Source organism: Pseudidiomarina atlantica, from assembly GCF_000753735.1.
GTDB classification, from domain to species: Bacteria; Pseudomonadota; Gammaproteobacteria; order Enterobacterales; family Alteromonadaceae; genus Pseudidiomarina; species Pseudidiomarina atlantica.
Genome location: NZ_JPIN01000009.1, coordinates 91743 through 118425, shown reverse-complemented (window position 1 = coordinate 118425; position 26683 = coordinate 91743). Strand labels below are relative to the sequence as shown.

Genomic DNA, 26683 nt, shown 5'->3' with positions numbered 1-26683 from the left:
GTAGAAGTTACCGTAACTAGCAACAATGCTGCGCCATCAGCTGTCATTGCACCAGTATCAGGTGCCAAGGCTGAAGGGACTCAGGTAACGCTTGATGCCAGCGGTAGCTCTGATCCGGACGGCAATACGCTGAGCTATACGTGGACGCAGTTAACGGGGACTTCGGTAACCTTTAGCTCAACCAGCAGTGCGCAAACCAGCTTTACCGTGCCAAACATTAGCAGTGACGAAACGGCACGCTTCCAAGTCACTGTATCCGACGGCGCATTGTCAGATACTGCTACTGTTGACGTGCAATTCGAAGCTGCCAACACCGCACCAACGGTGACGGCATCGGCTTCGGCTAGTCAAGTGAACGCCAACACGGCGGTAACCTTAACTGCAAATGCCAGTGATGCCGACGGCGACACCCTCAGCTACAGCTGGGCGCAAACAGCGGGTCCAAACGTTAGTTTGAGTGGTGCCAACACCAGCAGTGCAAGTTTCACCGCACCAGAACTGACCAGCGATGCGCAGTTGAGCTTCCAAGTGTCGGTGAGTGACGGTACTGCCGCTGCGGTAACGGCCTCGGTCAACGTCACCGTATTAGCGGTTGCTCCGGTGAATGACGCACCAAGCGCAGTGGTGGCGCCAGTTACCGGTCCGCAACCGGTGGATTCAGTGGTAGAGTTAGACGCCAGTGAAAGTAGTGATCCAGATGGTGACACGCTCAGCTTTAGCTGGAGCCAAGTCAGTGGTCCTGCGGTAAGCTTGACCAACGCGAACCAAGCAGTGGCCAGCTTCGTTGTCCCAGCTATCGATGTAACTGCCGACGCGGTGTTTGCTGTCACTGTCAGCGATGGCGTGGCAACGGATACTGCTGAGGTAACTGTGACATTGCAGGGCGCTAACACGCCGCCGAACGCCGATGCTAACGCTTCGTTGAGTCGCGTTCCGGTTGGCCAAACGGTGACCTTGAGTGGCGCTACCAGCGGTGATCCAGATGGTGATACGCTGAGCTACACCTGGGAGCAAATGGGCGGACCAGAGGTCACCTTGTCAAGCACTTCAGGTGAAACGGTCAGCTTTACTGCACCATCGGTCAATATTCAGTCGACCTTGATCTTCCGTTTAACGGTGAGTGACGGCCAGTTGACCGACTTCGATGACGTCAGTGTCGTGGTGTATAACCCGGATGCTAGCGGTGGTGGTTCACCGGGTGGCGACGAATCTTCAGGTAGCTTCGGCGCTTGGTTAGGTTTGTTGGCATTACCTCTGATTTGGCTGCGTCGTCGTAAGGCGCAGCGTTAATTCGCAAGGAGCGGATATGAAATATGCGTTGTTAGCCTTTGGTTTGACGCTATTAACAGGTTGCGGTGGCTCCATTGAGGAGCCATCGCAGTCGGTATCAGCGGAACTCTCCACTGAGCAGCCGGAAATGGAACCGGCACGTGATAGTCAGGCTGAATTTGCCGAACTGGATCAACAAATACGTTCGATGATTGGTATGGCGTACGCTGATAATCTCGAGCAGTGTAAGCTCGCAGCTATCGGTCACCGCCCCTGTGGCGGTCCTGAGTATTATATGGCGTATTCGACCGCGGCTCTTGATGAGCAGGTGCTACTGAAGCTCATCGACGAGCACCGCGAGTTGCAGACTGCCTTTCAACAGGACAATGACATTGTCGGTACCTGTGAGATGATCTCGAAGCCTCTCGTCGTGCTCAACGGCGGTCGCTGTCTCGCGCAGCCAACAGCAGAACGTTAATTGACCTACCTCTAACGGCGGCTCATTAAGTGCTTCAACAGTGCTTTAAGGGCCGCCGGTTTTACTGGCTTCGCTAAGAAGTGTAAGCCCACCTCACGACTTTGCTTACGTACGTTGTCATCACGCATCGCAGTGACGAGCGCACCGGTGACGGCTGGCCCCCAATGCTCACGTAAGGCACTAATTAAGCTCAAGCCATGATGCTCATCGTCACCTAGCTGATAATCCAGCAGTACGCCGTCTGGAGCCTCATGCGTGGCTGCATACTGCAAGACAGTGGTACTGCTGGTGAAGGTTTCGACGGTACAGCCCCATTTTTCCAGTAGCGCGCGCAGCGCATTGAGGTTCTCACTGTCGTCATCGACGCACACTAGGGTGAGATGCGCACTGGGGCGTGCGTGTTCTTGTGGTGCAAGCTGACGGATCACTTGCGCTGCTGAACCACGTGGCACGGTTACGACAAAACAGCTACCGTGACCTTCTTTGCTGTGGAGTTTCAGTTCGCAACGCAGCTGTTCACTCATGCGCTTGGCGACACTTAAACCAAGTCCAACCCCCTCTACGCGGGTATTTAGCCCACGATAAAACGCATCGAACACACGTTGGCGTTGCTGCATGGTGATGCCCGGGCCCGTGTCCCATACGGCAATTTGCAGTTGCTCGCCACGCTTGCGAACGCTGAGCAAAACTTTGCCATGCTCCCGGTTGTACTTGACCGCATTCGATAAAAAGTTCTGAATAATTCGGCGCAAATAGGTCGGGTCGGTATAAATTACCGCATCTTGCCAGCGAGCGCGCAATTTGATACCGCGCTGTTGTGCTAGCACTGCATATTCGTGCAGTAGCGGTTGAATGATGGTGCTCAACTGCACATGGCGGAAATTCGGCTGCAATGCGCCTTGATCCATCTTGGCAATCTGCAGCAGAGTGCTGAGCAGGTGCTCGGTCGAAGCCAAGGCCGTATCGAGTTTGTGGGTGAGTTGCACGTTTTGCGGCGTTAACGTGGCTTCATCCATGGCCGACAAATACAAACGTGCGGCATTCAATGGCTGCAAAATATCGTGGCTGGCAAGTGCCAAAAAGCGTGTTTTCGAGGCATTGGCTTCTTCGGCTTCTTGTTTTGCCTGTTTCAGCTCAACTTCAACTTTGCGCCGGCGTTCTATTTCTTCGGTCAACTCGTTGTTGATTTCGCGGATCTTGCGTTGTCGCACACTGATTCGTTGCTCAAGGTCAATATTCGCTTCTTCTAGCGCTTGGGCGGTTTCAACGTGCTCGGTGATGTCGGTGAAACTGGTGACAAAGCCGCCGTTAGGTAGCGGGTTACCGACCATTTCGATCACACGGCCGTCGCCACGGCGGCGAATAAACCGATGCGGTGAACCCATTTGCATGTAGTTCAAGCGTTTGTTGACCAGCTCGTCAACCTCACCCGGCCCGCATTCGCCGCGCTCTGCATTGTAGCGAATCAGTGTGGCGATAGGCTGCCCCGGTTTGACCATGCCTTCGGGATACTCGAATAAATCAAGATAACGCTTGTTCCAAGCCACCAGACGCAGTTCGGCATCGACCACGCTGATGCCTTGGGCAAGGTTTTCCAACGAGCTAAACAGAATTGATTGCTGGGTTTGCAGTGCTTGCGTGGTGTCATCAAAAAAGTGCACCACCTCTTCGAGATGCAAACGCCGATCGCGCAGTGCCGCTTCGACTAGTGAGCGCGCAGTCGCTGCGCCCAGCACCCCGGTTAAGGCGCGTTCGACGTAATCGATAAACTCGCGACTGGCGACATCGTCTTTCTTCGCGTCATTAATATCAACTTGTTGCGCGTCATTGAAAAAGTCGAGCAACTGTTTGGCCCGCTGTTCGCCAATGAAAGTGCGCAGCAACAACACCATGTCGCCATTGGTGGCTTGATGATGGCGCCCAATGGTGTGTTCTTGTACCGCGACGCGCGGCTTAACGAAGGCGGTCGCCTGAATCCGGTCGACCAAACGCGCTTGTGCGACCAGTGAAAAGATTATGTAGGCAGCCGTATTTACGGCGAGGCTAATCACCGTGCCTTGGGTGATAATACTGGTGTCGCTCATGGTGTGCGGCAAATACATCGGCAACGCCACACTGAATAGCCAAGCGAGCAAACCAACACCTAAGCCGACATAAACCCCACGCGCATGGCCACGGCGCCAGTAGAGACCACCGATAATTGCCGGCAGTAACTGCAGCACCACGGAAAATGCCAGCAAGCCGATACTTACGAGGCCAGTATTTGCTGCCCATAAGTAATAACACAGGTAGGCCAACAGCATGATGACCGCAATCGCAACACGGCGAATGAATAACAAGCGACCTTGAAATGAGCGGACTTCAGTGGCTTGCAAAGCTGCCGGCATACCAAACGGAAAGCTGCGGCCGCGCTGCAAAATGAGTGGCATGATGACATCGTTGGTGATCATGGTACTGAGCGTGACAGAGGCGATAATCACCATTGCAGTTGCCGCTGAAAAACCACCGATAAAGATGACTACCGCTAACCAGGTCTGATCATGCAGCAAAGGGAGTTGTAACGCATAAGTCGAGCCGTCAACGTTGGTGCCGAGGAACATCGAACCAGTGAGGGCAATAGGCACTATCGCTGCTGCAACCACCAAGAGATACAGCGGGAAGCCCCAGCGTGCTGTGCGTAAGTGTGAGATATTGACATTATCGACAACGGTCACGTGAAACTGGCGCGGCAGACACAAAATAACACCTGCGGCCATAAAGGTTTGCACGATAAAGTCGAATTCAGTAAAAGCGGCCCAAGACCAGACGGCTTGTTCCGGTCGCGTAATACGCTCAAACATTGACACTGGCGATACATCAGTAAACAGATACCAAGCGAATACGGCAGCGGCGACCAAAGCAATGAGCTTCACCGCCGACTCAAATGCAATCGCCAAAATCATCCCGTTGCGATACTCGGTCACTTCAATATGGCGGGTACCAAACAACATGGCGAAGACCGCCATAATTGCAGCTGCCATTAACTCGTTGATAGAAAACTCGGTAAAAGCGGTAGTGTTGTCGGTCAGCACCACAAAGGTTAAGCCGACAGCTTTGAGTTGCAAGGCAATATAGGGAATGGTAGCGAGTGCGGCGATAAGCGTGACAAACAGCGCGAGACGCTGGCGCTTGCCGTAACGACTGGCAATAAAATCCGCTATCGAAGTAATGTTTTGTTGCTTGCTAACGGATACCAGTTTCTCAACGATGGGTAAGCCCACAATAAACAGCAAGAATGGTCCCAGCAAAATAGGCAAGTAGGCCCAGCCAAAGCTAGCAGCATTACCGACCGCACCATAATAAGTCCATGAGGTGCAATAGATAGCCAAAGACATGCTGTAAACCGTTGGCTTGTAACTCAGACGGTTGGCCCATGAACCAGACTTGTCACCGTAATGTGCTACTGCGAAGAGCAGCGCAATATAGGCAAGGGAGGCGACAATGAGCAATAGGGTCATGAAAGTCTCGGCAGCGGTCGTTAGATAATCGCTAACAGTAGCGTGAGCCTAGGTTCAGGGTCAAGATAGACGATGGTCGAGAAATCAGCTCAAGTAAAAGTTATACAACTCATATGGAAAAGCCACTGAGGTAGAATAGAAAAGCTAAGCTGATTGTAAATTTCAAGTTACATTTCGTTACATGATCAGCGTGAACTTTTCTGTTGGCGTAAAAACGTACAAAAACTGGCTATTATGCGCTCTGCTGCGCTTTGAGTATTATCTAATTTAGTAAACATAAAAATATGAGATCATCTTAAAATGCATATAAAACAATGACTTAATGATTTGGTTACAAGTTCTCCTTCAAGTCCACGAAAAAATCACAAGCATGGTTACTTTTTCGGCACACAAATCCCATTTACAACTTGTTGCAAAGCTATTGTAAAAACAATAAAACTGTGGTTGACTGAACCTCGGAAGCAAAAGTCGTTTTAAAGCGGCGTCTTCTGTGGAACCAGTCAGCTGTAGCCCAATAAGCACAGGTGATTGAACCAATAAACTTTTTAAAAAGTTCCATTGAACACAACTTACAATAAAAATATCAGGGAGACTCACATGGCTAAGCAGTCATTTTTGTCGAGTTCTATTCGTTCTATCATGATGGCAGGTTTTGGTACTGCTTTGTTAGCTGGTGCACCGGCTTACGCGCAAGACCAATCTGAAGATGAGCAGCAAAACGCTGAGAACGAAGAAGTAACAGAAAAAATTCAAGTCACAGGCTCACGTATTCGTACTGACGGCCTAGACAGCGCAACTCCAATCGAAATCATCACTGCCGAAATCGCAGAAGACCAAGGCTTGAACACTTTGGGTGAATTGTTGCGTACCTCTACTGTGGCAGCTGGCTCTGACCAGTTGATCTCAGCCTACTCAGTTGGTTTCGTAACCAACGGTGGTAGCGGTGCCGAATCAATTTCTATGCGTGGTTTGGGTGCAAACCGTACTTTGGTCCTCTTGAACGGCCGTCGCGCCGGTCCTGCTGGTACTCGTGGTGCAGTTTCTGCATTCGACATGAACGCATTACCGATCAGCGTTATCGAGCGTGTTGAAATCCTGAAAGACGGTGCATCATCACTCTACGGTTCTGACGCAGTTGCTGGTGTAATCAACATCATCACTAAAAAAGGTGAAGGCGGCGAAGTCAACGTATCAGGTTCTAAGCCATTCGAGAGCGGCGGTGAAACCGGTCGTATCAACGCAACTTACGGTGAAGCTTTTGACCGTGGTTCATGGCGTATCGTAGCTGACCACAACGTTAACACTGGTGTGCAGCGTAAAGACCGTGATTACTTCGACTGTTCAACTCGCTACTTGTTCGACTATGAAACAGGTGAGCGTGTTGATCCAATCGACCCACGTACTGGTGAGTACCACTGTACCGAAAGCGGCTTCGGCTTGTTCCACCCAGGTTCATTCGGTGGCGGTCGTTTCCAATATGACTACGAAGGTTATGGCTTCCCTAACGTAGCCACAGAAAATGACTTTGTAACTTCAGCACCTGAAGGCTGGTACTGGGCAGGTTACGATGCAACTTCTGACGGTTACTTAGATGGCGGTCGTCACCCAGCACGTCTTGAGTCAACTGTGATTCCAAAAACCACAGTATCGTCAGTCTATTTGCAGGCCGACTACGACTTAACCGACAGCACTTCTTGGTACGGCGAATTGTTACACAGCAGCCGTAACACTAAATCTGAGAACGTACGTCAGTTCTGGACGCGTGAGCTAGGCTACTTGCCAATCAGCATGGCACCTGGCTTCGAAGGTAGCACTTTCGTATTGCCTGTTCACTATACCGATCACTTCGGTAACGAAACCACTGTTGATTACACCCGTGCGGTAGTAGGCCTCGAAGGTTCAATCGGTTTCTGGAACTGGGATATGTCTTACCAGCGTTCACACAACAGCGGTAAGTACGAACAAGATATCATTTTCTTCGACTCAATGATCATGGCGCAAAACGTCCTTGCCGGCGCTCCGTGTGAAGGCGAAGTGACTGAAATCTCTGGTCGTGAATGTTATGCTTATGACTGGTTCGATCCGCAAAACATGTATGGGAACCAAAGCCAAGCAGCGCGTGACTTCTTGTTCGGTATCGACACTGGTAACACTACTTACAAACAAGACACTTTTGATGCTTACATCACTGGTGACTTATTAGATCTTCCTGCAGGCCCAGTGGGCGCAGCATTAGGTGTGTACTGGCAGAAAGACGAAATCAACGACGTACCTGGCGAGCAAACGCGTGAAGGTAACTCGTGGGGTCTTTCAGGCGCTGGTATCACTGCTGGTAAAGCGGTCACTCGTGCATACTATGCAGAGTTCAACATCCCTGTAGTTCGTGATCTGCCATTGGTTGAAAGCCTTGATTTGACCGCTTCTGGTCGTTGGACGCACGTAAACGTTTACGGTAGTGACACTACTTATAAACTGAGCGCAAACTGGACCGTTGGTTCTGGTTTCCGTGTTCGTGCATCACGTGGTACTTCATTCCGTGCTCCTGCGCTATATGAATTGTATCTTGAGAACCAAACTGGCTTCATCGGTCAAACTTCAGATCCATGTTTGAACTGGATTGAGTCAACTAACCCACGTATCCGTGAAAACTGTGCTGCTGATGGCATCCCAGAAACTTACACTGATACTGTAGGTAGCTCAGGTTCAATCTTGTCAATCTCTGGTGGTGGTGCTGGTCAGCTTGACGCAGAAACCTCAGTTTCTGAAGGTGTCGGTATCGTGTATACCAGCCCAGAAGGTCGTTTCGCAGCGTCTATCGATTACTACGACGTAGTCATCAATGACCAAATTTCAAACGTTTCTGGTGGTGCGGTACTGAGCCAGTGTTACACCTCAGAAGACTTCGAGAACGAACCATTCTGTGACCAGTTCGTGCGTAACGACGGTTCACAAGACGGTGACTGGAGTATCGAGTCTGTACGTGGTGGTTACTTGAATACTGCAGAACAGATCGTTCGTGGTGTTGACGTTGTCGTAACTTACCAAGATTCATTTGATTTTGGTGATCTTCGCGTCAAATGGGATCACACTAACCAGATCCAACGTTCATTCCAGCAGTTCGCAACCGACGAGCCATTGAACTACATCGGCTTGATGGGTAACCCACGTCACGTAGGTACTATTAACACTACCTTCAGCCGTGACGACTGGAGCTTCAACTGGAACTTGGCGTACTTCGACAAAACTGAAGACTATTCATACTACGGTTTTGACGACACCACTTATCGTGGTCAGAAAGTTCGCTTCGTAGCAGAAACTCCGACCTACATCTTGCACTCATTGTCAGCGAACACCACGTTCAACGACAATATTGATGTAACCTTCGGTATTGCTAACTTGTTTGACAAGCAGCCACCTAGCGTGAGCCCAGCTGCAGCAAACGTTCGTGGTAACGTACCACTGTTTGCATCACAGCTTGACTACTTAGGTCGTCGCGCGTTCTTCAACGTGTCATACCGCTTCTAATAGCCTAGTGCTATAGGAACGTATGAGAAAGTAAGACCAAAGCCCCACCTCTTGGTGGGGCTTTTTATTTCAAAAACGATAACTAGATAAGAACAACGAGGGCATTATGAAGTTAGCACTAATGTGGGGCGTAGTGGCCCTGATGCTGCCTACCGCGAGCTTCAGCTCTGAAGTGTCGGATGTGAACACCGAGCTGTTAGAGAATTACGCGAAACATGCACAGTATTTAGATGTGAAGATTTCGCCTGAAGGCGATTACTTGGCAGCAACATCACGTAATCCGGATGGCAATGTCCAGTTGACGGTCATCGATATTAACGAAAGTAAAATTTTGTCGGTCACCCAAGGGCAAGGCAATGAATCAGTGGGTTCATTCAACTGGGCGAATAATGACCGTTTGGTCATGACCATGGTGCGTGAAATTGGCTCGCTCGATGCACCGATCCCAACCGGTGAAATTTTCGCCATGGATGCCAATGGTAAACGGCAAGAAATCCTTACCGGACCGCGTTCGGATAGCGGTGAATATGTATTCGCACAAATTGTCGATTTTCTACCGGAAGATCCTGATGCAATCATGATTTATCAGCGTTCGTTCACTTCTGCTGAACCTTATCTTGATTTGTATACCATGAAAGTCACCTCGGGTCGCAAACGCGCCGAGGGCCGTATTCCGTTACGTGCCTATCGCAGTACCAACGTACAAGTGGTGCTTGACGACAAGAGCGTGTCGCGACTGGTGCTGGGTATTGACCCTGACGACCAAAACAAAATTCAGATCCTCGGTCGTGACGGTGCCGACCAAGAATGGTACGAGGTGATGAGCTATTACGAAAACGAGGGTGGCTTTACCCCGTTAGGTTGGCTGCCTGGCACCAACAAGGTGATCGGTTTGAGCGATTCTCAGTCCGACACCCGTGCTTTGAGTATCTTGGATATGGATACTAAAAAAGAGTCAGTCATGGCTGAGCATCCAGAAGTGGACTTGATGCCGATTACTGCGGTCAAAAATGGTCGTGCTACTGAAATCATTGGTGCGGCATTTGAATACGATGGTATCGGTACCTTTTTCTTTGATGGTGTGAGAGATGAAGCCTATGCTAAGTTAGTGCAGAGCTTAGTCGCGACTTTTCCAAATCAATCGGTGTCGATTAACTCAAGCACCCATGACAACCAAAAACTCGTGATTCGGGTTGAATCAGCGAATCAGCCAGCGACTTTCTACATGTTTGATCGTGAACTCGGTAAGTTGACGCTGATTGCCAACACGCGGCCTTGGATGCAAGATCATAAATTCCCGCAAACGCAGACCATCTTTTACAAGAGTCGTGACGGGCTAGACATCCACGCATTGCTAACCTTGCCAAAAGATAAAGAAGCGAAAGATTTGCCGCTGATTTTGTTGCCGCACGGTGGTCCGCACGGTCCGCGTGATACGGTCACCCGTGTGGATAGTGATGCAAAAGTACTTGCTGAACACGGGTATGCAGTATTGCAGCCAAACTTCCGTGGTTCTGGTGGTTTTGGTCGTGAGTTCCTTGAACTTGGCTACAAAAATTGGGGCACCACCATGATTGATGACATGACTGATGGCGTCATGCATTTGGTCGAAGAAGGTATTGCCGACCCTGATCGTGTGTGTGTGTACGGTGCGTCCTATGGTGGTTACGCAGCGGTGCAAAGCGGCATTCGTGAACCTGATTTATACAAATGCATCGTTGGCTTTGTCGGTGTGTATGACTTGAACTTGATGTATGAGCAAGGAGATATCCAACAGGCGCAGGCTGGACGAAACTACCTTGACCAAGTGTTGCCGTCGGCTGAAGAAGGGCGTGAAGCACAATCTCCGGTGCATAACGTCGATAAGCTCAAAGCGCCGGTATTTATTATTCAAGGCGGTGCTGACGTGCGCGTACCGAAAGAGCACGCCTATCGTTTACGCGATGCCTTGAAAGAGCGCGATCATCCGTACGAGTGGATGTTCAAAGAGGGCGAAGGCCATGGTTTTTACAAGCCTGAGAATAACGTCGAGCGTTGGCAGCAGATGCTGACCTTCTTTGATAAATATATTGGCGAGTAAGTCATTGGTTAAATTAAAAAAACACCGCTTCGGCGGTGTTTTTTTATGGCTGTTAGACCAATGTCGTATTTCTCGTTGACAGCAGGGCGACTAGATTCGTTAGTGCACAAAAACAAAATAACAATAGAACAACCTGGAGGGCGTTATGGCTTTCAAAAGCGAAGAACTCGCTAAAGCCTACTGGCGCGAGAATATCGGACTGGTACTTAAGCTGTTAGCAGTCTGGTTCCTTGTGTCATACGGTTTTGGCATCATCTTGGTGGACTGGCTCAATCAGTTTACTTTTTTCGGCTTTAAATTGGGCTTCTGGTTTGCTCAACAAGGGTCGATTATCACTTTCGTCATTCTGATTTTCATTTATATCAAACGAATGGCGGCGCTCGATAACAAATACGAAGTTCACGAAGACTAAGGGGCCCGAGCATGGATATTCAAACGCTTACGTTTATTATCGTCGGAGCCACCTTCGCGCTGTATATCGCTATTGCAGTGTGGGCTCGGGCAGGATCAACCAATGACTTTTATGTCGCCAGCGGTGGCGTTCATCCAGTGATGAATGGCATGGCAACGGCGGCCGACTGGATGTCTGCTGCGTCGTTCATTTCTATGGCGGGGATTATTTCATTCGCTGGTTATGACGGCAGTGTCTATTTGATGGGGTGGACCGGTGGCTACGTATTGTTAGCACTGTGTCTGGCACCGTACTTACGTAAATTCGGTAAATTCACCGTACCTGACTTCATTGGTGATCGTTACTACTCGCAACTCGCGCGTACTATTGCGGTTATCTGCGCCATCTTGATCAGCTTTACCTATATTGCTGGCCAGATGCGTGGGGTTGGCGTGGTGTTCTCACGCTTTCTGGAAGTCGAAATTGCGACCGGTGTCTTCATTGGTGCTGTTATCGTATTCTTCTACACCGTACTCGGTGGCATGAAAGGTATCACCTATACCCAGGTTGCACAGTACTGCGTGCTGGCATTTGCCTACTTGGTACCGGCTATCTTTATTTCGATTTACATGACGGGTCACTTCTTACCACAAACTGGCTTTGGCGCGACCATCGCTGAAGGCGTTGCAGGTGAGGGGAATTACTTGTTAGCGCGACTGGATGGACTATCCGAGGAGCTGGGACTTGCGGCCTATACCGAAGGTTTGCGGAGCAAAGTAGACGTATTCGCGATCACCTGCGCGTTGATGGTTGGCACCGCGGGCTTACCGCATGTCATCGTGCGTTTCTTCACCGTACCGAAAGTACGTGATGCACGTCGTTCAGCAGGTTGGGCATTGGTGTTCATTTCGGTGGTTTACCTGACCGCACCGTCAATCGCAGCCTTCGCTAAAGTGAACTTGATCAACACCATTAATGGTCCTGAGTTGACCGGTGTGGAGTATGAGCAAGCGCCTGAATGGGTGAAAAACTGGGAGAAAACCGGTTTGATCACTTGGGAAGACAAAAATGGCGATGGCGAAATGTTCTACTCAGGTGATGAGCGCAACGAGATGACCGTTGATCGCGACATCATGGTGTTGGCGAACCCAGAGATTGCTGACCTCCCAGCTTGGGTAGTGGCGCTGGTTGCCGCAGGTGGTGTTGCCGCCGCGTTGTCTACCTCAGCCGGTTTGCTGCTGGTTATTTCGACCTCGGTGTCGCATGACTTGCTCAAACGTACCTTTGCCCCGAACATCACCGATCGGCAAGAACTAATGTGGGCGCGCGTGGCCGCAGGTCTTGCGGTGGCGTTGTCGACGTGGTTTGGTATTAATCCGCCCGGCTTCGTGGCGCAGGTGGTGGCCTTTGCCTTCGGCTTAGCCGCGGCGAGCTTCTTCCCTGCGATCATTTTGGGTATCTTCTACAAGCGCATGAACAGCGCGGGCGCCATTGCCGGTATGTTGGTAGGTATCATTTTCACCTTGTCGTATATTATTTACTTCAAGTTTGTGAATCCTGCTGCCAATACGCCAGACAACTGGTGGTTCGGTATTTCGCCTGAAGGTATTGGTACCTTAGGTATGGTGTTCAACTTCATCGTGGCTTATGTTGTACATAAAGCAACGGGTGATGCACCAAAAGCAACGCAAGACTTGGTAGAGTCGATTCGTTATCCGAAAGGAGCGGGCGGCGCGACTGGTCATTAAGATACGAGCCCGGCATCGCCGGGCTTTTTTTTAATACCGTTACTCGTTAATCGTTATTCGTTAGAGGTGATCGCAACATACACCCCTAACGAGTAACGAATCACGAATCACGCTTTTTGGAGGAGCTATGCAGCCGGAGTTTGGGGACATTATTCGCTTTTTACTGGACTGTCCGCCATTTGATCAACTGGACGGCGAGCAGCGCCAGTGGATAGCCGGACAGATCAAAGCCGCTTATGTGAACGAACACAACGTCGAGCGATTTTTCAAGGACTACAGTCCTGCGCTCTATATTGTGCGCTCAGGCGGTTTTGATTTGTTCACGCCAGAAGGGCAATTGATTGAACGGCTTGAGTCACATGACCTGTTTGGTTTTCCGTCACTGCTGAGTGGGCGCGATGTGGTGAACCGACTCGAGGTGATTGAAGACGGCATTATTTATATCATTGCTGGTGCTGACTTTGATAAGTTGCGGCAGCAATCACGCGCATTTGAGCGCTACTTTATCCGCGCGCATGAACAACGTTTATTAACCGAAACCCAGCATCAGCGGCGTCCGGGTGGTGCAACGCCTACGACAACCAGCCCCAGTTATGCCGATTCGCTGCAGTTGCCCATTGCTGAGGTCGTCAAGCGTGCTGCTGTGTGTCTGCCGTCCACCGCCACCATTCAGCAAGCAGCGCAAACCATGCGCGAAGAAAAAATTTCATCGGTCATGATTGTCGATGAGGGGCGCCTGCTAGGCATTGTCACCGATAGGGATTTACGTAATCGCGTGGTCGCTCAAGGGCTCGACTACGGTATTCATGTGAATGCCATCATGACCCAAGCGCCGACCACGGTGGGAAGTCATCAGCGCTTGTTGGATGCATTGACGTTGATGACGCAAGAGAATGTGCATCATATTCCAGTGCTCGATGCTAATGACCAACCGCTCGGTATGCTCACCAACACCGACTTGATGCGGCAGCAAAAGAGCGAACCGGTAATGCTGATTAGTGCGCTGAATAAGGCGGCTGATTTAGCATCACTGGTGAGTGAGGCTTCGCACATTCCTGATTACATGCACAGTTTCGCGTTACGGGTGAATGATGCCGGTGCTGTTGGCCGGTTGTTAGCAAGTCTCACCGATACCATGACGCGCAAACTGATTGATTTTTATGAGCAAGAGCATGGTGTCGCACCGGCGTCTTATGTGTGGTTGGCATTCGGCTCGCAGGGGCGCGAAGATCAAACGCTAAGCTCTGATCAAGATAATGGTTTGTTGTTGGCCAATGACCTGAATGAACAACAACTGCAATGGTTCGCTGGGCTTGGTGACTATGTGTGCGAGGGCTTGGCGGCCTGCGGCGTGCCCAAATGTCCCGGCAACATTATGGCGTCGAATCCGGACTGTCGACACACGCGCGAAGGCTGGTTGGAGCGCTTTACTACCTGGACCGAATCACCGACGCCGAAAGCACTCATGTATTGCCAAATCTTTTTTGACAGCCGCAATGTGCGCGGCAACAAACGGTTGTACCAAAGCTATCGCGAAGCGGTCGCTAAGCTGGGGCGGTCGGAGTTCTTTTTAGGTAATTTGGCACGTTTGCAAAGCAATGTGCAGGTCCCTCTGGGGTTATTTAATCGCTTTCGCGGCACCGAGTCGGGCAAAGACAGTGACCTGATTGATATTAAGCGTTATGGCTTGGCGTTAGTGAACGACATCGTGCGTTTGTATAGCTTGCATGCCGGACTTACCGAGCCGCGTACGCTTACGCGACTCGCATTGTTGCAAGACAGCAAGTTGCTCAACCGCAAAGACAATCAGGCGCTCGGTGAAGCTTGGCAGTTTCTCACCCAATTACGTTTGCAACATCAATTGGCAGTATGGGGTACCGATCATCCGAAGAATGCCCTCGACCCTGACGAGCTGAGTACCTTGGTCAGACGCCAGCTGAAAACCGCTTTTAGTATCTTGAAGGATTGTCAGCAGGGTGTCGGCATGAAATTCGGGCGAATAGGTTAACCAGCTATGCTAGGACTGCGACGCTGGTGGCAGCGCAGACAATTGTTACAACGTGGCTGGCGCGGACAGCGCTACGTGGCATTGGATCTGGAAACCAGCGGACTTGACCCGAAAACCGATCAGGTGTTGGCGATCGGCTGGGTGGTGATTGAGCCACCGCTGTTGGACTATCAACAAGCGCAGTACTTTGTCGTGCAAAAGCGCCCAGATTTAAAACAGTCACCGGTGGTGCATGGTATGGTGACTCGCGATTTTGCTGCGGCAGAAGATCCTTTACAGGCGTTGCAGGCACTTACAGAAGTACTTCAAGGCGCTGTGTTAGTTGCTCATCACGTACAGTTTGATTGGCAATTTTTACTGCAGTTTGCCAAGCAGCATCAAGTCAAACTGCAACCGCTCGCTAAGTTCGATACACTGACTTTCGAGGCGCAACGCTTGAAACAGCAGCAGCATCACATTGCGCGTGGCAGTTTGACCTTAACTGCCTGTCGTCAGCGTTTTCAGTTGCCGGAGTACACCGCACACCATGCTTACAGCGACGCAGTCGCCTGTGGTGAGCTGTTCTTAGCGCAAGCCTATCAATACGCCGGCCGTACCAATGTGCCCTTAGCAGAGCTACTAGCGCGTTGTAAGTAAGCACCTCATAACACTCTGTTACGTTCTGTGACTATCCTTTTGCAATAAATCCCTCTATTGTTTGGTTAAAAAAACAACATGAGGAAATTCCTATGAAGTTGCAAGCAACAATGTTGGCTATTGCTTTGGCGACCACTTTGCCTATGACTGTGAGTGACGCCGCTGAGGTTGAAACACGGACCATGAACAATGGTCAACTGATTCTCGAAGACATTCCCGAAATTCCTGCGCGTATCGGCGAACAATTGAGTCGCTATCAGAATATTCGTTCGGCCGCCTTTCGCGCCTTTAGCGCTGCTGGTGATGCAATATACATTAGTACCCGTTTCGGCGATGTAAGTCAGCTGCATAAAGTCGCGCAAGCGGGCGGCTATCGTCAGCAGTTGACCTTTTTTGAAGAGCCAATTGGGAGCATTGCACGACAGCCAGGTTCCGATCGTATGATTTTCTCTATGGATGCAGGTGGTAACGAATTTAGCCAACTGTTCTTGTTAGACCCAAACACAGGTCATTACGAAATGATCAGCGATGGCGAGTCACGGAATGGAGCGGTGGTGTGGAGTCATGATGGCGAGCGGATTGCCTATCAAAGTACCCGCCGTGATGGTCGCGCCAATGACATTTGGGTGATGGATCCTGATCAGCCGGACCAAGCCGAGATTGCGGTTGAAGCGCCTGATGGCAGTTGGTGGGGCGCGGTGGACTGGTCGCCCGATAACCAGAAACTGTTGGTCGTGCAGTACCGCAGTATCACCGACGTGCGTGTGCACGAATTCGATATGAATGAGCGCGAGCTGCAGCTGCGCGAAGCCAGTGAAGTAGGGCAGAGCGCTAACTTTCCGCAAGGTTATCGCAAAGATGGTACAGGTTACTTTTTTACCACCGACCAGTTTTCTGATTTTACCCAACTGGCATTTCGTAATACCGAAACCGATGAAGTAACGGTGATTACCGAGAGCATTCCTTGGAACGTTGACAATTTTGCCATGAGCGATGACGGCAACAAAGCCGCTTTTACTGTCAATGAAGAGGGGATGAGTCAGCTGTATCGTCTCGATCCGCAAAGCTTCACTTACAGCAAAGTCGAAGGATTACCGGTTGGCGTAGTTGGCGGCTTGGTGTTTAGTCCCGATGGCGACAAGCTGGCGCTGAGTCTGAACACGCCGAAATCACCGACTGATGTGTTTATGTTGGACGCCAATGATCAATTGGCACGCTGGACTTATAGCGAGGTTGGTGGCTTAAATACCGATACTTTCGTTGAGCCGGAATTAGTGCGGTTTGCAAGTTTCGATGGCCTTGAAGTGCCTGCATTTGTCTATAAACCTGAAGCCGAAGGTCCAGTACCGGTGATTATCAGTATTCACGGTGGCCCTGAAGCGCAGTATCGTCCTTACTTTAGTGGGACCGTACAGTTGTGGGTGCAGCAATTAGGCGCCGCAGTGATTGCACCGAACGTACGAGGCTCGGCGGGTTACGGTAAAAACTACGTTAGCCTCGACAACGGCTTCAATCGCGAAGACTCAGTGAAGGATATCGGCGCATTGCTCGATTGGATTGCCACACAACCTGATTTGGATGCTTCTCGCGTTGCTGTGATAGGCGGTAGTTATGGCGGCTACATGGTGCTTGCCAGCTCAGTTCATTACAGCGACAAGTTAAAAGCTGCAGTCGATATCGTCGGTATTTCGAACTTTGTGACCTTCTTGGAAAACACCGAAAGTTATCGTCGCGATCTACGCCGTGCTGAGTATGGTGATGAGCGCGACCCTGCAATGCGCGAGCACTTAGAGGCCATTAGTCCGAACAATCATGTCGACAAAATTAATGTGCCAATGTTTGTGGTGCAGGGCGAGAACGACCCGCGAGTTCCGGTTACTGAAGCCGAGCAAATTGTTGCGGCGTTGCGGGCTGCCGATAAGAAAGTTTGGTACATGAACGCGCTTAACGAAGGGCATGGATATGCACGTAAAGAAAACGCAGATGTGTACCAAGAAGCAACGGTATTATTTTTTGAGCAGTACTTATTGCCCGAAAAAGACTAACTGCCGACAACCGAAAAAGGATGTAACTAAAGTTTAGGTCAAATGTTAACCACTAAAAACGCACGAAATTGTTTTAAATTCGTGCGTCATAGGTGCTTGCCCTATTCCTTCTTTTTGATTAGTATCAAGAGAACTTAATCGTAATTTGCCGCTTTTAACGCACAGATTGTCGAGTTAAGTACTTGCTGAATGTGGTGTTTTTTGCCGTGTTTGGTATGGCTAGAAATCACTAACCTAAAGTGATCCAGGGAGAAGATATAATGTATAAGAATAGCAACTTAGCTAAGTCTATCCGCTTAGCATTGATGTTCGGTGGTGCTTCTTTAGCACTGACGGGCACAGCCGCTGCGCAGGACCAGTCTGAAGAAGAACAGGCTGAAGAAGCGCAAGAGCGCATCACGGTTACAGGTTCACGTATTACTCGTACTGACTATGAATCTGCCAGCCCAGTTCAAATTACTTCATCAGAAGAAATCAAAGTTTCAGGCTTCACCAAAATTGAAGACTTGATGAACAGCTTGCCGCAAATCGAGGCAGCGCAAACTTCGTACATTTCTAACGGCGCGACCGGTACAGCTTCACTTGACCTTCGTGGTTTGGGTGCAGAGCGTACTTTGGTGCTCGTAAACGGTCGCCGTTTGCAATCAGGTGGTATCTACTCAGAATCACCAGACATTAACCAAATCCCAGCAGCACTTGTTGAGCGCGTAGAAGTTATGACCGGTGGTGGTTCTGCTACTTACGGTGCTGACGCGGTAGCTGGTGTTGTTAACTTCGTAATGAAAGACGACTTTGAAGGCGTTGAAATTGTTGCGGGTACCTCTGGTTTCCAACACAACAATGGTAACTCTTACATTCAAGGTCTGATGGACAACCGTAACTTCGATTACCCAACTGGAAGCAGTGGTATCGACGGTCGTCAACACAACATCGATTTGACTATCGGTGGTGAATTCGGTGGTGGCCGTGGCCACGCAACTGCTTACGCGACATGGCGTGAAGTAGAAGAGCTACGTCAAGGTGCACGTGACTACTCATCGTGTGCATTGAACGGTGCTGGTACTGCGTGCGGTGGTTCTGCGACTGCGCCATTGCCTAACGCTTACTTTGCGCCAATTGTTGACGGTGCTTACGACGGTTCACAAGAAGTATTGTGGAGCCTAGGCCAAGACGGTCTGTTCACTCCTTATGACGGCACTAACGTATACAACTATGCGCCAGTCAACCACTTCATGCGTCCTGATACGCGCTATACCTTAGGTGCGTTCGTCGAGTATCAAGTCACTGACGACTCTAAAGCGTACTTAGAAACCAGCTTCATGCACAACCGCACGGTTGCACAGATTGCTGAATCAGGTGTGTTCTTCCAAAGCTTCACGCTTGACATTAACAACCCACGTTTTAGCGACGCGCAACGTCAGCAGTTCTATGACACGTTCGGCCCAGACGTTGAGCAAATCGGTACTTATATCGGTAAGCGTAACGTTGAAGGCGGTCCACGTCAGAACCAGCTTGAGCACAACACGTTCCGTATCGTAGCGGGTGTTGAAGGTTACTTGAGCAACAACTGGATGTACGACGTGAACTTCCAGTTAGGTCAAGCTTCTTCAAGCACTGCGTACGTAAACGACTTCTACGTACCGCGTATTGGTCAAGCATTGGGCGACATCAACTCACCTGAGTGTGCTGACGGCTGTATTCCTTACAACGTATTCACTCCAGGCGGCGTAACTGCTGAAGCAGCTGACGCACTTGGCGGTACTGCGGTAATGACGGGTATCACTACCCAGCGTATCGTTTCTGGTTACTTGAGTGGTGACCTTGACGTGAGCTTGCCTGGTTCTGACTACCCAATCGCTGCGGTAATCGGTGCTGAGAGCCGTGAAGTTGACTTCGAACGTACTGCGGATGAAGTTTACAAACTTGGTCAGTTGTCTGGTCAAGGCGGTCCAACGCAAAGCATCGCTGGTGGCTTCAACGTTGGCGAAATCTTTGGTGAGTTGCGCGTTCCTATCGTTGACGGCATCGAAGGCGTTGAGAGCTTAGCACTTGAATTAGGTGCTCGTTACTCTGACTACAGCAGCTCAGGCGGCGAATCAACCTATAAAGTATTGGTTGACTATGATCCAACCGACAACCTGAAAATCCGTGCAAGCTTCAACCGTGCGGTGCGTGCACCAAACGTTGGTGACTTGTTCACAGGTACTTCATTAGGTCTGTGGGGCGGTGAAGATCCGTGTGCGGGTGCTTCTCCTGAATTCACTGCAGCACAGTGTGCGAACACTGGTGTAACGCCAGACCAGTACGGTAACATCGGTGCAAACCCTGCCGGTCAGTACAACGGTCTGTTCTCAGGTAACCTTGACCTGAACCCAGAAATCGCAAGCACTTGGACTGTTGGTGTGGTAGCTCAGCCTACTGACAACTTCAACTTCAGTGTTGACTACTACGACATCGAAATCGAAGACGTCATCACTACCTTGGCACCTTCTGTTATCTTGGAACAGTGTGCGCTGACTGGCGAATACTGTGAGAAGATCGTTCGTGCTCCATCTGGTAGCTTGTGGCGTGGTGAAGAAGGTTACTTGATTCTGCCTAACGAAAACTTAGGTGGTCGTGTCCTTCGCGGTGTTGACTTAAGCACTAACTACGTTGACGAAGATTTTGCGGGTGGTGTATTGACAGCGAAAGTTATCGGTACTTACAACCTTGAGAAAATCTTCCAGCCTAACACTGACTTCCCAGAGTTCGACTACGACTGTAGCGGCCTGATCAGCACTCAGTGTTTCGCGCAGCCAAAATGGCGTCACACCTTGTCACTTAACTATGCAAGTGACGGTGCGTGGAGCGCAACTGCGAAGTGGCGTTACTTCGGTCAAGTTGACTACGAAGGAAGCACTGACACCTTGTTGGCAGGTAAAGGTATCTCTGCACAGAGCTATATCGACTTGGTCGGTGCTTACGACGTAAGCGAAAACACCTCTGTAATGGTTGGTATCAACAACGTATTTGACAAAGAACCACCAATGATGGGTGTTACCTTGTCTAACAACGCTAACACTGTGGCTGGTTTCTACGACACACTTGGTCGTTACATCCACGCTAGCGTAACTGTTCGCTTCTAAGCGAATGGTGCAATAGCACGACAATTTAAAGCGGCGGCCTCGGTCGCCGCTTTTTGTTTGTCACTTTGAAACTGAAGTAGGTTAAAAATGCAGTTGAATACTCCGAAGGATCCTTTACCGCAAGTTGCTAACGCGGTTCAAACACTTGCTCGACAAGGTCAATTAGAAGAAGCGAAGCAGATGATCCGCGCGGCCGCGGGTGACGATGTGAGCGCCGTTCCAGTGTTACACCGTGCGTTCCAATTGGCGATGCAAATCGGCTATCCGCGTGAGGCGCTGGGTTATATCAACCGCGCTCTCAATGAATTGCCCGATCAACCGGTGTTTATTCTCGATAAATTAAATGCTTTAGTGGCTTCTCGCCAACGTGCAGCTGCCATTGAACTGCTCAAATACGCCGATAAGACTATCAATGTGGGACCCGGTTTTACCCATGAGTTAGCGCGTATTTATCAGCAGCTTGATATGCCCAAGCAGGCATTGACGTTGTTGAACCGTATTGTCAAAGCGCACCCTGAACATGTTGAAGCGCGCTTTGATCAAGCGCTGAATCAATTTTTCACCAACAAAATGAGTGCAGCAGAAAAAAATCTTGATTGGGTCATTGAAGCAACCCAAGGAAAGGCTGCCCGTGCGTACCATGTGCGCTCACAATTACGCAAGCAGACTGAAAAGAAGAACCATATTGCCGAGCTTGAAGAGCGGCTAAAACAAGCTGACAAGTTTGCTGCGCCTATTTGGTTCGCGCTGGCCAAAGAATATGAAGATTTAGGCCAGTATGAAGCAAGCTTCAAAGCGCTCGAAAAAGCCAATAAAGCGCAACGCGCGCTGATCAAGTATGAAGAGCAAAGTGAACTAGCAGCCATTGATAAACTGATTGCAAGTGCCTCAACATTTGACTTTAGCGGTGGCAAAGTCAAGCAACAGCATGCCATCACGCCAATATTTGTCGTCGGTATGCCACGTACGGGCACAACGCTGGTCGAACGTATGTTAGCGACTCACTCAGATGTTACCAGCTTGGGCGAATTTCAAGACTTTCCATGGTTGTTGAATTCCGCCATTAATGAGCTTGAACTGGCCGGTAAAGGCTCTGTGACTCGCGATCAAGCATTGGAGCAAGTCGATTTTGCGGCATTGGGTGAACGCTATTTGCAGCAAGCGAGCGAACTCGCGCAAGGGAAAGCTTTCGTGGTCGATAAACTGCCATTCAATTATCTGTATGTAGGCTTTATCAAGAAAGCGTTGCCGCATGCGAAAATTGTGCACTTATCACGTGAGCCACTCGATGCGTGTTATGCGATTTACAAGACCTTGTTCAATCAGGTCTACAGTTTTTCGTATGACCAAAAAGAGCTTGCCAATTACTTCAATAAATACCGTGAGGTAATGGCGCTGTGGGAACAAACCTGTGGCGATGCAATGCTAACCTTGCGTTATGAGACCTTGGTGACGGACACCGAGGCGCAAGCGCGGACGCTGCTGCAGCATTGTGGCTTAAAATGGCAAGACGAGGTGTTGAACTTCCACGCGCAAGACAATGCCTCAACAACTGCTAGTGCGTCACAAGTGCGGCAGCCGGTGAATGCCGCATCGGTGGGTAAGGCACAGCACTATGCTGAGCAATTGCGCACCATGCAGCGTATTTTGAGCACCAAGTAAAGCTAGCCAATAAGGTGCGGAGCAATATCGACCGGTAAGGTCATCCGCACCTCATCTCCTGCAAACGGCACGGTGCCGTGCCAAAAATAACTTGGAAAGAACACCACATAACCGGCTTGGGGACAGACCGCTTTGGCGATGTGTTCGCGTTCGCCGAGTTGCATCGAAGTTTCACCAAACTTTATCCAGCCTTGGCGCTGCGGATCGTCGGGTTGCACATTGCTCGGCACTTTTAAGTAGCTACAACACGATAACCAGCCCTTGGGATGAACGTGATTGGTGTGAAAGCCGCTTTCCTTGAGTTTGACCGACCATGCCCCGGTAAAGCGGAATTGTTGCTGTTTGCGTCGCAAGAACGGGTGTTTCGCATCCTTGGGTAGACTCTTTAAGTAGCGCTGAGTCGCCCGCTCCAACATCTGCTTGTACTGCTGTATGGCAGGGTGCTGCTGTTGAAACAGATAGCCGACAGTCTGGGTGCCATTACGGACACTTTGATCGAGCGGCTGTTGGGCGCTTTTATGCAATCCGTCGAGGGCCGCCACGACCGCATCAATAAATGTCTCGCGGCTCGGATACTCTGGCGGTACATCAATCGGCAACGCTTGCACAAAACCGTCGTAGTCATCGAGCCATTGCGAGCGCGGATCATTCAACAAGCGATAGCACAAGCCTTTGTAAGCCCACATTTCTTGGTTATCAGGCGCAAGCTGCTCGGCCTTGTCGAGATGCGTCAGCGCCCGCTGGTAATCACCTGCTTTGATAAGTAGATTCGCCACATCGAGCTGATAGCGGTCACTATTCGGTTGCAGGTCAAGCGCGCGCAGGTATTGCTGCATTGCTTGGTCGTTGGCACCTTCGCGGGCGAAGGTTGAACCAAGCAGGTGCACAAACTCAGCTGCAGACGGGAACAAGGTTAAGGCATGCTCGACCGCGGCACGGCAGTCGTCGTAGCGTTCGGCGATAAGAAAATGCACCGCATAACAATAATGCAATGCACGTGACTGCGGTAATTGCGTAAGCGCCGTGCGAATAGAATCCATAAATTTTTCTTGTGGACCCTGCTCCCAGTACAACTTGTTCAAGGTGGTATGGGCATCAATGTACTCAGGTTGAGCGGCCAGCAAGGCCAACAACACCTGTTCGGCATCGGCATAACGGTCAAGATCATGCAGCACACCAGCATACAAATAATCTAATAACGGCCAAGCCTGTGGTAATTGTTGGCGCAGGGGCTCGATAAGCTGTAGCGCTTGGCTAAAATGACCGAGATCACGTAGGGTTTGCGCCTGCAAAAAAACCGCTTCAGGGTCATTGCTGTGCTGCTTGACCAACTGTGTCGCAAGGGGCAATGCGTCTTCCTGTAAGCCTAAACGATTGTAGAGGCCAATTAACGACTTTTGCGCGCCTTTGTGATTAGCCTGCTGTTGCAGCACAAATTTAAACATGCGTGCTGCATCTTGTGGCTGTTGCAGTGCTTGCAGATTCAGCCCCAGTAGATGCAACACATCGGGGTGCTTTGGCTGCAGCTGCAGCAGTTGTTGGCAATGTTGCGCCGATTCCGCGTGATGTCCGGCACGAAAGGTTTGAATGGCTTGTTGGTAGCGTTGTTGCGGTTGCATCGTTGTCATACGTCTAGTTTTGCAGCAGATGATGATTACAGACTAACCAAGAACAACCCAACAGACAACGCTATCGTTGCACAACAGTGTTTTCTCAACGGATTAAACTTGCTAGGCTTGCGACATTCGCTCAATAGGATTTACTGCCGACTCATGACGTCTGAACCTCATTCATTGCCGCAATTTTCGCAGTTGGCGCAACTCGACCAAGCGGCACAGCAAGCCTGGCGGCAAGGGCACAGTCGTTATGCCGCTGATCTTTATCAAGCCAACTTACACCAGTTTAAGCAACATGCCGGCGCTTGGTACAACTGTGCCTTTTATCTGCGCCATGCCGGTGACTTTCAGCTCGCGATTGAACATTATCAGCACGCGCTGCAACTAGGTATCGATAGCCCAGAGGAAGTTTGGCTGAATATTGGCGTGATTTACAACGAGGGATTGCTCGACAATCAAGCTGCGTCTGCTGCCTTCAGTCAAGCGCTGGTGCTACGCCAAGATTACCTGCCAGCCTTGCTCAATTTAGGTAACTGTCACGAGCAACAAGGAGATCGCAGCGCGGCTGCAGCCTGTTTCCGCAAGGTTATCGAACTTGAGCCAAGCCACGGCTATGGTTTTGCGCGCCTTGCCGATATCACCAAGTTTAGTGTTACGAATGACCCACTGATCGAGGCCATGCAGCAGCTGCTAACGCAACCCGATGTAGCACAAGATGATCGCATCGATGTGCTGTTTGCGCTTGGCAAGGCGCACGATGATTGCGCCGACTATGCCGCCGCATTCAACTACTATCGGCAGGCAAATGCACTTAACGCGCAGCGAATGTCCCCATGGCAAGCTGCGCAACAACAGACATTTGCTCAGGCGCAGAAACAATGGCTCGAGGTAGAGTCGGCCGATAACTCGGTCGGAGCGCAGGGCATCCCAGTGTTTATTTGCGGCATGTTTCGCTCCGGTTCAACCTTGCTAGAGCAGATGCTCGGCGCTCACTCTGAGGTCAGTACTGGGGGAGAGCTCGATTTCTTTGCGCGCTTTGATCCTGTGCACCGAGGTCAAACCGCAACCAACACGCTGGCCCGGCAATTAGCCGCCGACTACCGGAACTTTGTCAGTGAACGGCTGCCAGCGCAGCGTTATTTCACCGATAAGCGACCAGATAATATATGGCGTTTAGGATTGATCAAGCGAGCGCTACCGCAGGCAAAGTTTATCGTCACTCAACGGCATCCGCTGGATAATGCATTGTCGGTTTATTTTACGCGGCTGGGCGCGGGCATGAATTACGCCAACAGTATCAGTGACACCCTTGCTTTCATTGAGCAACAGCAGCAGCTGCTGTCAGACTGGCAGTTAGAATTTGGTGCTGATATTTACGTGATTGATTATGAACAGGTAGTACAGCAGCCGGAACAACAGCTGCGCGCATTACTCGAGTGGCTCGATTTGCCATGGGAGGCCGCCTGTTTGGACTTTCACCAACGCCGCAACAGCGTGCGCACCGCCAGCGTCTGGCAAGTTCGCCAGCCACTTTACACACGCTCAATTCAGCGCTACAAAAACTACGCTGAATTTTTGCCGCAGTGGCCAGGTCCTGCGCAGTAGCTGGCGTCCCCGGCAGGAGTCGAACCTGCGACCTGCCCCTTAGGAGGGGGCTGCTCTATCCAGCTGAGCTACGGGGACAGACGTAAAAAAACCGGCCCATGAGCCGGTTTTTTCAATACATGCTTACGCCTTGGGCAATTACAGAGCGTTGATTTTCGCGCTCAAACGGCTCTTATGACGAGCTGCCTTGTTTTTGCCAATCAGACCTTTGGTCGCGTAGCGATCAAGAGTCGGTTGCAAGCTTGCGAACGCTTGTTGCGCAGCTGCTTTGTCGCCAGCTTCAATAGCAGCGATAGTTTTCTTCAACAAGGTACGCATCATTGAGCGACGGCTCGCGTTGTGGCGACGGTTCTTTTCCGCTTGGACCGCACGCTTTTTCGCAGACTTAATGTTAGCCAAGGTGAACTCCTAAAATTCGTTATCTGTGTGCAATGGTTTATTAGGGCGGGGAATATGCCTGTTTTCGAGTTTAAAGTCAAGTGCGATATTCGCGATTCGTTGTTCGTAATTCGTTATTCGTTATTCGTTAGGGGAGGGTGTATCTTAGTATGGTCACGAACAATAACATGGAGGTTGAAGTGGCTGAACGGTTGATTGCTATTGAAGTAGGGATTGAGTTGTGTGTCTATGTGTACGCGTTGACCAAAGATTTTCCACGTGATGAAAGATACGGCTTAACAAGTCAGATTCGGCGAAGTGCTGTCAGTATTCCCAGTAATATTGCTGAAGGTTCAAATCGTCATTCTCTCAAAGATTTTTTGCGATTTATGCACATAGCTAAAGGTTCCTTAGCAGAACTTGAGACACAGCTCATAATCGCTGTGAGACTTGGCTATATCGATGACTTTGCAAATGATTTAATATCCCGTGTGCTTAAGCTTATAAATGCTCTGATAAGATCACTAAACTATCGAATAACGAATAACGATTAACGAATAACGAATAACGAATAACGAATAACGAATAACGAATAACGAATAACGAATAACGGGGTACTC

The 26683-nt window shown here is 50.2% G+C and carries 16 protein-coding genes and 1 tRNA gene; 13 read left to right on the top strand and 4 right to left on the bottom strand.

Annotated features, from left to right (window positions below; translation table 11 throughout):
• Positions 1-1290: PKD domain-containing protein (locus tag IDAT_RS13340; RefSeq protein ID WP_169740492.1), on the top strand; the 1290-nt coding region annotated here is incomplete at its 5' end.
• Between the two features lie 16 nt (positions 1291-1306).
• Positions 1307-1747, top strand: coding sequence for a hypothetical protein (locus IDAT_RS09970; protein WP_034733297.1), 441 nt, complete (start codon positions 1307-1309; stop codon positions 1745-1747).
• An 11-nt stretch (positions 1748-1758) separates the two neighbouring features.
• Here the strand turns inward: IDAT_RS09970 and IDAT_RS09965 are convergent, their stop codons facing one another.
• A complete protein-coding gene (locus IDAT_RS09965) occupies positions 1759-5244 on the bottom strand; it encodes a PAS domain-containing hybrid sensor histidine kinase/response regulator (protein WP_034733296.1) in 3486 nt (1161 codons plus the stop codon).
• Positions 5245-5841: 597 nt separating this feature from the next.
• On the opposite strand from IDAT_RS09965, the gene IDAT_RS09960 reads away from it, so the two are divergent.
• From IDAT_RS09960 to IDAT_RS09920, 9 genes are all read left to right on the top strand, one after another.
• Positions 5842-8769, top strand: coding sequence for a TonB-dependent receptor plug domain-containing protein (locus IDAT_RS09960; protein WP_034733295.1), 2928 nt, complete (start codon positions 5842-5844; stop codon positions 8767-8769).
• A gap of 106 nt (positions 8770-8875) precedes the next feature.
• Complete coding sequence (locus IDAT_RS09955; RefSeq protein WP_034733294.1) at positions 8876-10849, top strand: S9 family peptidase; 1974 nt, start codon at positions 8876-8878, stop codon at positions 10847-10849.
• A 145-nt stretch (positions 10850-10994) separates the two neighbouring features.
• Positions 10995-11261 carry a DUF4212 domain-containing protein gene (locus tag IDAT_RS09950; protein WP_034733293.1) on the top strand — a complete coding sequence of 89 codons (267 nt, stop codon included), beginning with the start codon at positions 10995-10997 and terminating at the stop codon, positions 11259-11261.
• Positions 11262-11272: 11 nt separating this feature from the next.
• The gene (locus IDAT_RS09945) at positions 11273-12988 is read left to right on the top strand and encodes a sodium:solute symporter family protein (RefSeq protein WP_034733292.1); all 1716 of its coding nucleotides are present in this window, start codon (positions 11273-11275) and stop codon (positions 12986-12988) included.
• Positions 12989-13115: 127 nt separating this feature from the next.
• A complete protein-coding gene (locus tag IDAT_RS09940; protein ID WP_034733291.1) occupies positions 13116-14996 on the top strand; it encodes a DUF294 nucleotidyltransferase-like domain-containing protein in 1881 nt (626 codons plus the stop codon).
• A 6-nt stretch (positions 14997-15002) separates the two neighbouring features.
• Positions 15003-15632 carry a 3'-5' exonuclease gene (locus IDAT_RS09935; RefSeq protein ID WP_034733290.1) on the top strand — a complete coding sequence of 210 codons (630 nt, stop codon included), beginning with the start codon at positions 15003-15005 and terminating at the stop codon, positions 15630-15632.
• Positions 15633-15724: 92 nt separating this feature from the next.
• Positions 15725-17677 (top strand): S9 family peptidase, encoded by a 1953-nt coding sequence (locus IDAT_RS09930; protein ID WP_051986698.1) that lies wholly within the window; start codon positions 15725-15727, stop codon positions 17675-17677.
• A gap of 260 nt (positions 17678-17937) precedes the next feature.
• The gene (locus IDAT_RS09925) at positions 17938-20802 is read left to right on the top strand and encodes a TonB-dependent receptor domain-containing protein (RefSeq protein ID WP_034733289.1); all 2865 of its coding nucleotides are present in this window, start codon (positions 17938-17940) and stop codon (positions 20800-20802) included.
• An 87-nt stretch (positions 20803-20889) separates the two neighbouring features.
• Positions 20890-22464 carry a tetratricopeptide repeat-containing sulfotransferase family protein gene (locus IDAT_RS09920; protein WP_051986697.1) on the top strand — a complete coding sequence of 525 codons (1575 nt, stop codon included), beginning with the start codon at positions 20890-20892 and terminating at the stop codon, positions 22462-22464.
• 2 nt (positions 22465-22466) lie between these two features.
• On the opposite strand, the gene IDAT_RS09915 is transcribed toward IDAT_RS09920, so the two are convergent.
• Complete coding sequence (locus tag IDAT_RS09915) at positions 22467-24092, bottom strand: tetratricopeptide repeat protein (protein ID WP_081909812.1); 1626 nt, start codon at positions 24090-24092, stop codon at positions 22467-22469.
• A gap of 144 nt (positions 24093-24236) precedes the next feature.
• Between IDAT_RS09915 and IDAT_RS13300 the strand changes: the two genes are divergently transcribed.
• On the top strand, positions 24237-25685 hold the full coding sequence (locus IDAT_RS13300) for a tetratricopeptide repeat-containing sulfotransferase family protein (RefSeq protein ID WP_034733287.1): 1449 nt from the start codon (positions 24237-24239) through the stop codon (positions 25683-25685).
• A 1-nt stretch (position 25686) separates the two neighbouring features.
• Here IDAT_RS13300 and IDAT_RS09905 read toward each other — a convergent pair.
• Together IDAT_RS09905 and rpsT are read right to left on the bottom strand one after the other, a co-directional pair.
• A tRNA-Arg gene (locus IDAT_RS09905) sits at positions 25687-25763 on the bottom strand.
• Between the two features lie 60 nt (positions 25764-25823).
• Positions 25824-26084 carry a 30S ribosomal protein S20 gene (rpsT, locus tag IDAT_RS09900; protein WP_034733286.1) on the bottom strand — a complete coding sequence of 87 codons (261 nt, stop codon included), beginning with the start codon at positions 26082-26084 and terminating at the stop codon, positions 25824-25826.
• A gap of 167 nt (positions 26085-26251) precedes the next feature.
• Here rpsT and IDAT_RS09895 point away from each other — a divergent pair, with 167 nt between their 5' ends.
• Positions 26252-26617: a four helix bundle protein gene (locus IDAT_RS09895; RefSeq protein ID WP_034733316.1), complete on the top strand. Its 366-nt coding sequence runs from the start codon at positions 26252-26254 to the stop codon at positions 26615-26617.
• The last annotated feature ends 66 nt before the right edge of the window (positions 26618-26683 follow it).

What these genes read in the sequence shown, in the direction of transcription:
- IDAT_RS09920 (WP_051986697.1), top strand. Translation starts at nt 20,890, where the DNA reads ATGCAGTTGAATACTCCGAAGGATCCTTTACCGCAAGTTGCTAACGCG.
- IDAT_RS09950 (WP_034733293.1), top strand. Translation starts at nt 10,995, where the DNA reads ATGGCTTTCAAAAGCGAAGAACTCGCTAAAGCCTACTGGCGCGAGAAT.
- IDAT_RS09940 (WP_034733291.1), top strand. Translation starts at nt 13,116, where the DNA reads ATGCAGCCGGAGTTTGGGGACATTATTCGCTTTTTACTGGACTGTCCG.
- IDAT_RS09970 (WP_034733297.1), top strand. Translation starts at nt 1,307, where the DNA reads ATGAAATATGCGTTGTTAGCCTTTGGTTTGACGCTATTAACAGGTTGC.
- IDAT_RS09955 (WP_034733294.1), top strand. Translation starts at nt 8,876, where the DNA reads ATGAAGTTAGCACTAATGTGGGGCGTAGTGGCCCTGATGCTGCCTACC.
- IDAT_RS09930 (WP_051986698.1), top strand. Translation starts at nt 15,725, where the DNA reads ATGAAGTTGCAAGCAACAATGTTGGCTATTGCTTTGGCGACCACTTTG.
- IDAT_RS09935 (WP_034733290.1), top strand. Translation starts at nt 15,003, where the DNA reads ATGCTAGGACTGCGACGCTGGTGGCAGCGCAGACAATTGTTACAACGT.
- IDAT_RS09925 (WP_034733289.1), top strand. Translation starts at nt 17,938, where the DNA reads ATGTATAAGAATAGCAACTTAGCTAAGTCTATCCGCTTAGCATTGATG.
- IDAT_RS09895 (WP_034733316.1), top strand. Translation starts at nt 26,252, where the DNA reads ATGGAGGTTGAAGTGGCTGAACGGTTGATTGCTATTGAAGTAGGGATT.
- IDAT_RS09915 (WP_081909812.1), bottom strand. Translation starts at nt 24,092, where the DNA reads ATGACAACGATGCAACCGCAACAACGCTACCAACAAGCCATTCAAACC.
- IDAT_RS13300 (WP_034733287.1), top strand. Translation starts at nt 24,237, where the DNA reads ATGACGTCTGAACCTCATTCATTGCCGCAATTTTCGCAGTTGGCGCAA.
- IDAT_RS09945 (WP_034733292.1), top strand. Translation starts at nt 11,273, where the DNA reads ATGGATATTCAAACGCTTACGTTTATTATCGTCGGAGCCACCTTCGCG.
- IDAT_RS09960 (WP_034733295.1), top strand. Translation starts at nt 5,842, where the DNA reads ATGGCTAAGCAGTCATTTTTGTCGAGTTCTATTCGTTCTATCATGATG.
- IDAT_RS09965 (WP_034733296.1), bottom strand. Translation starts at nt 5,244, where the DNA reads ATGACCCTATTGCTCATTGTCGCCTCCCTTGCCTATATTGCGCTGCTC.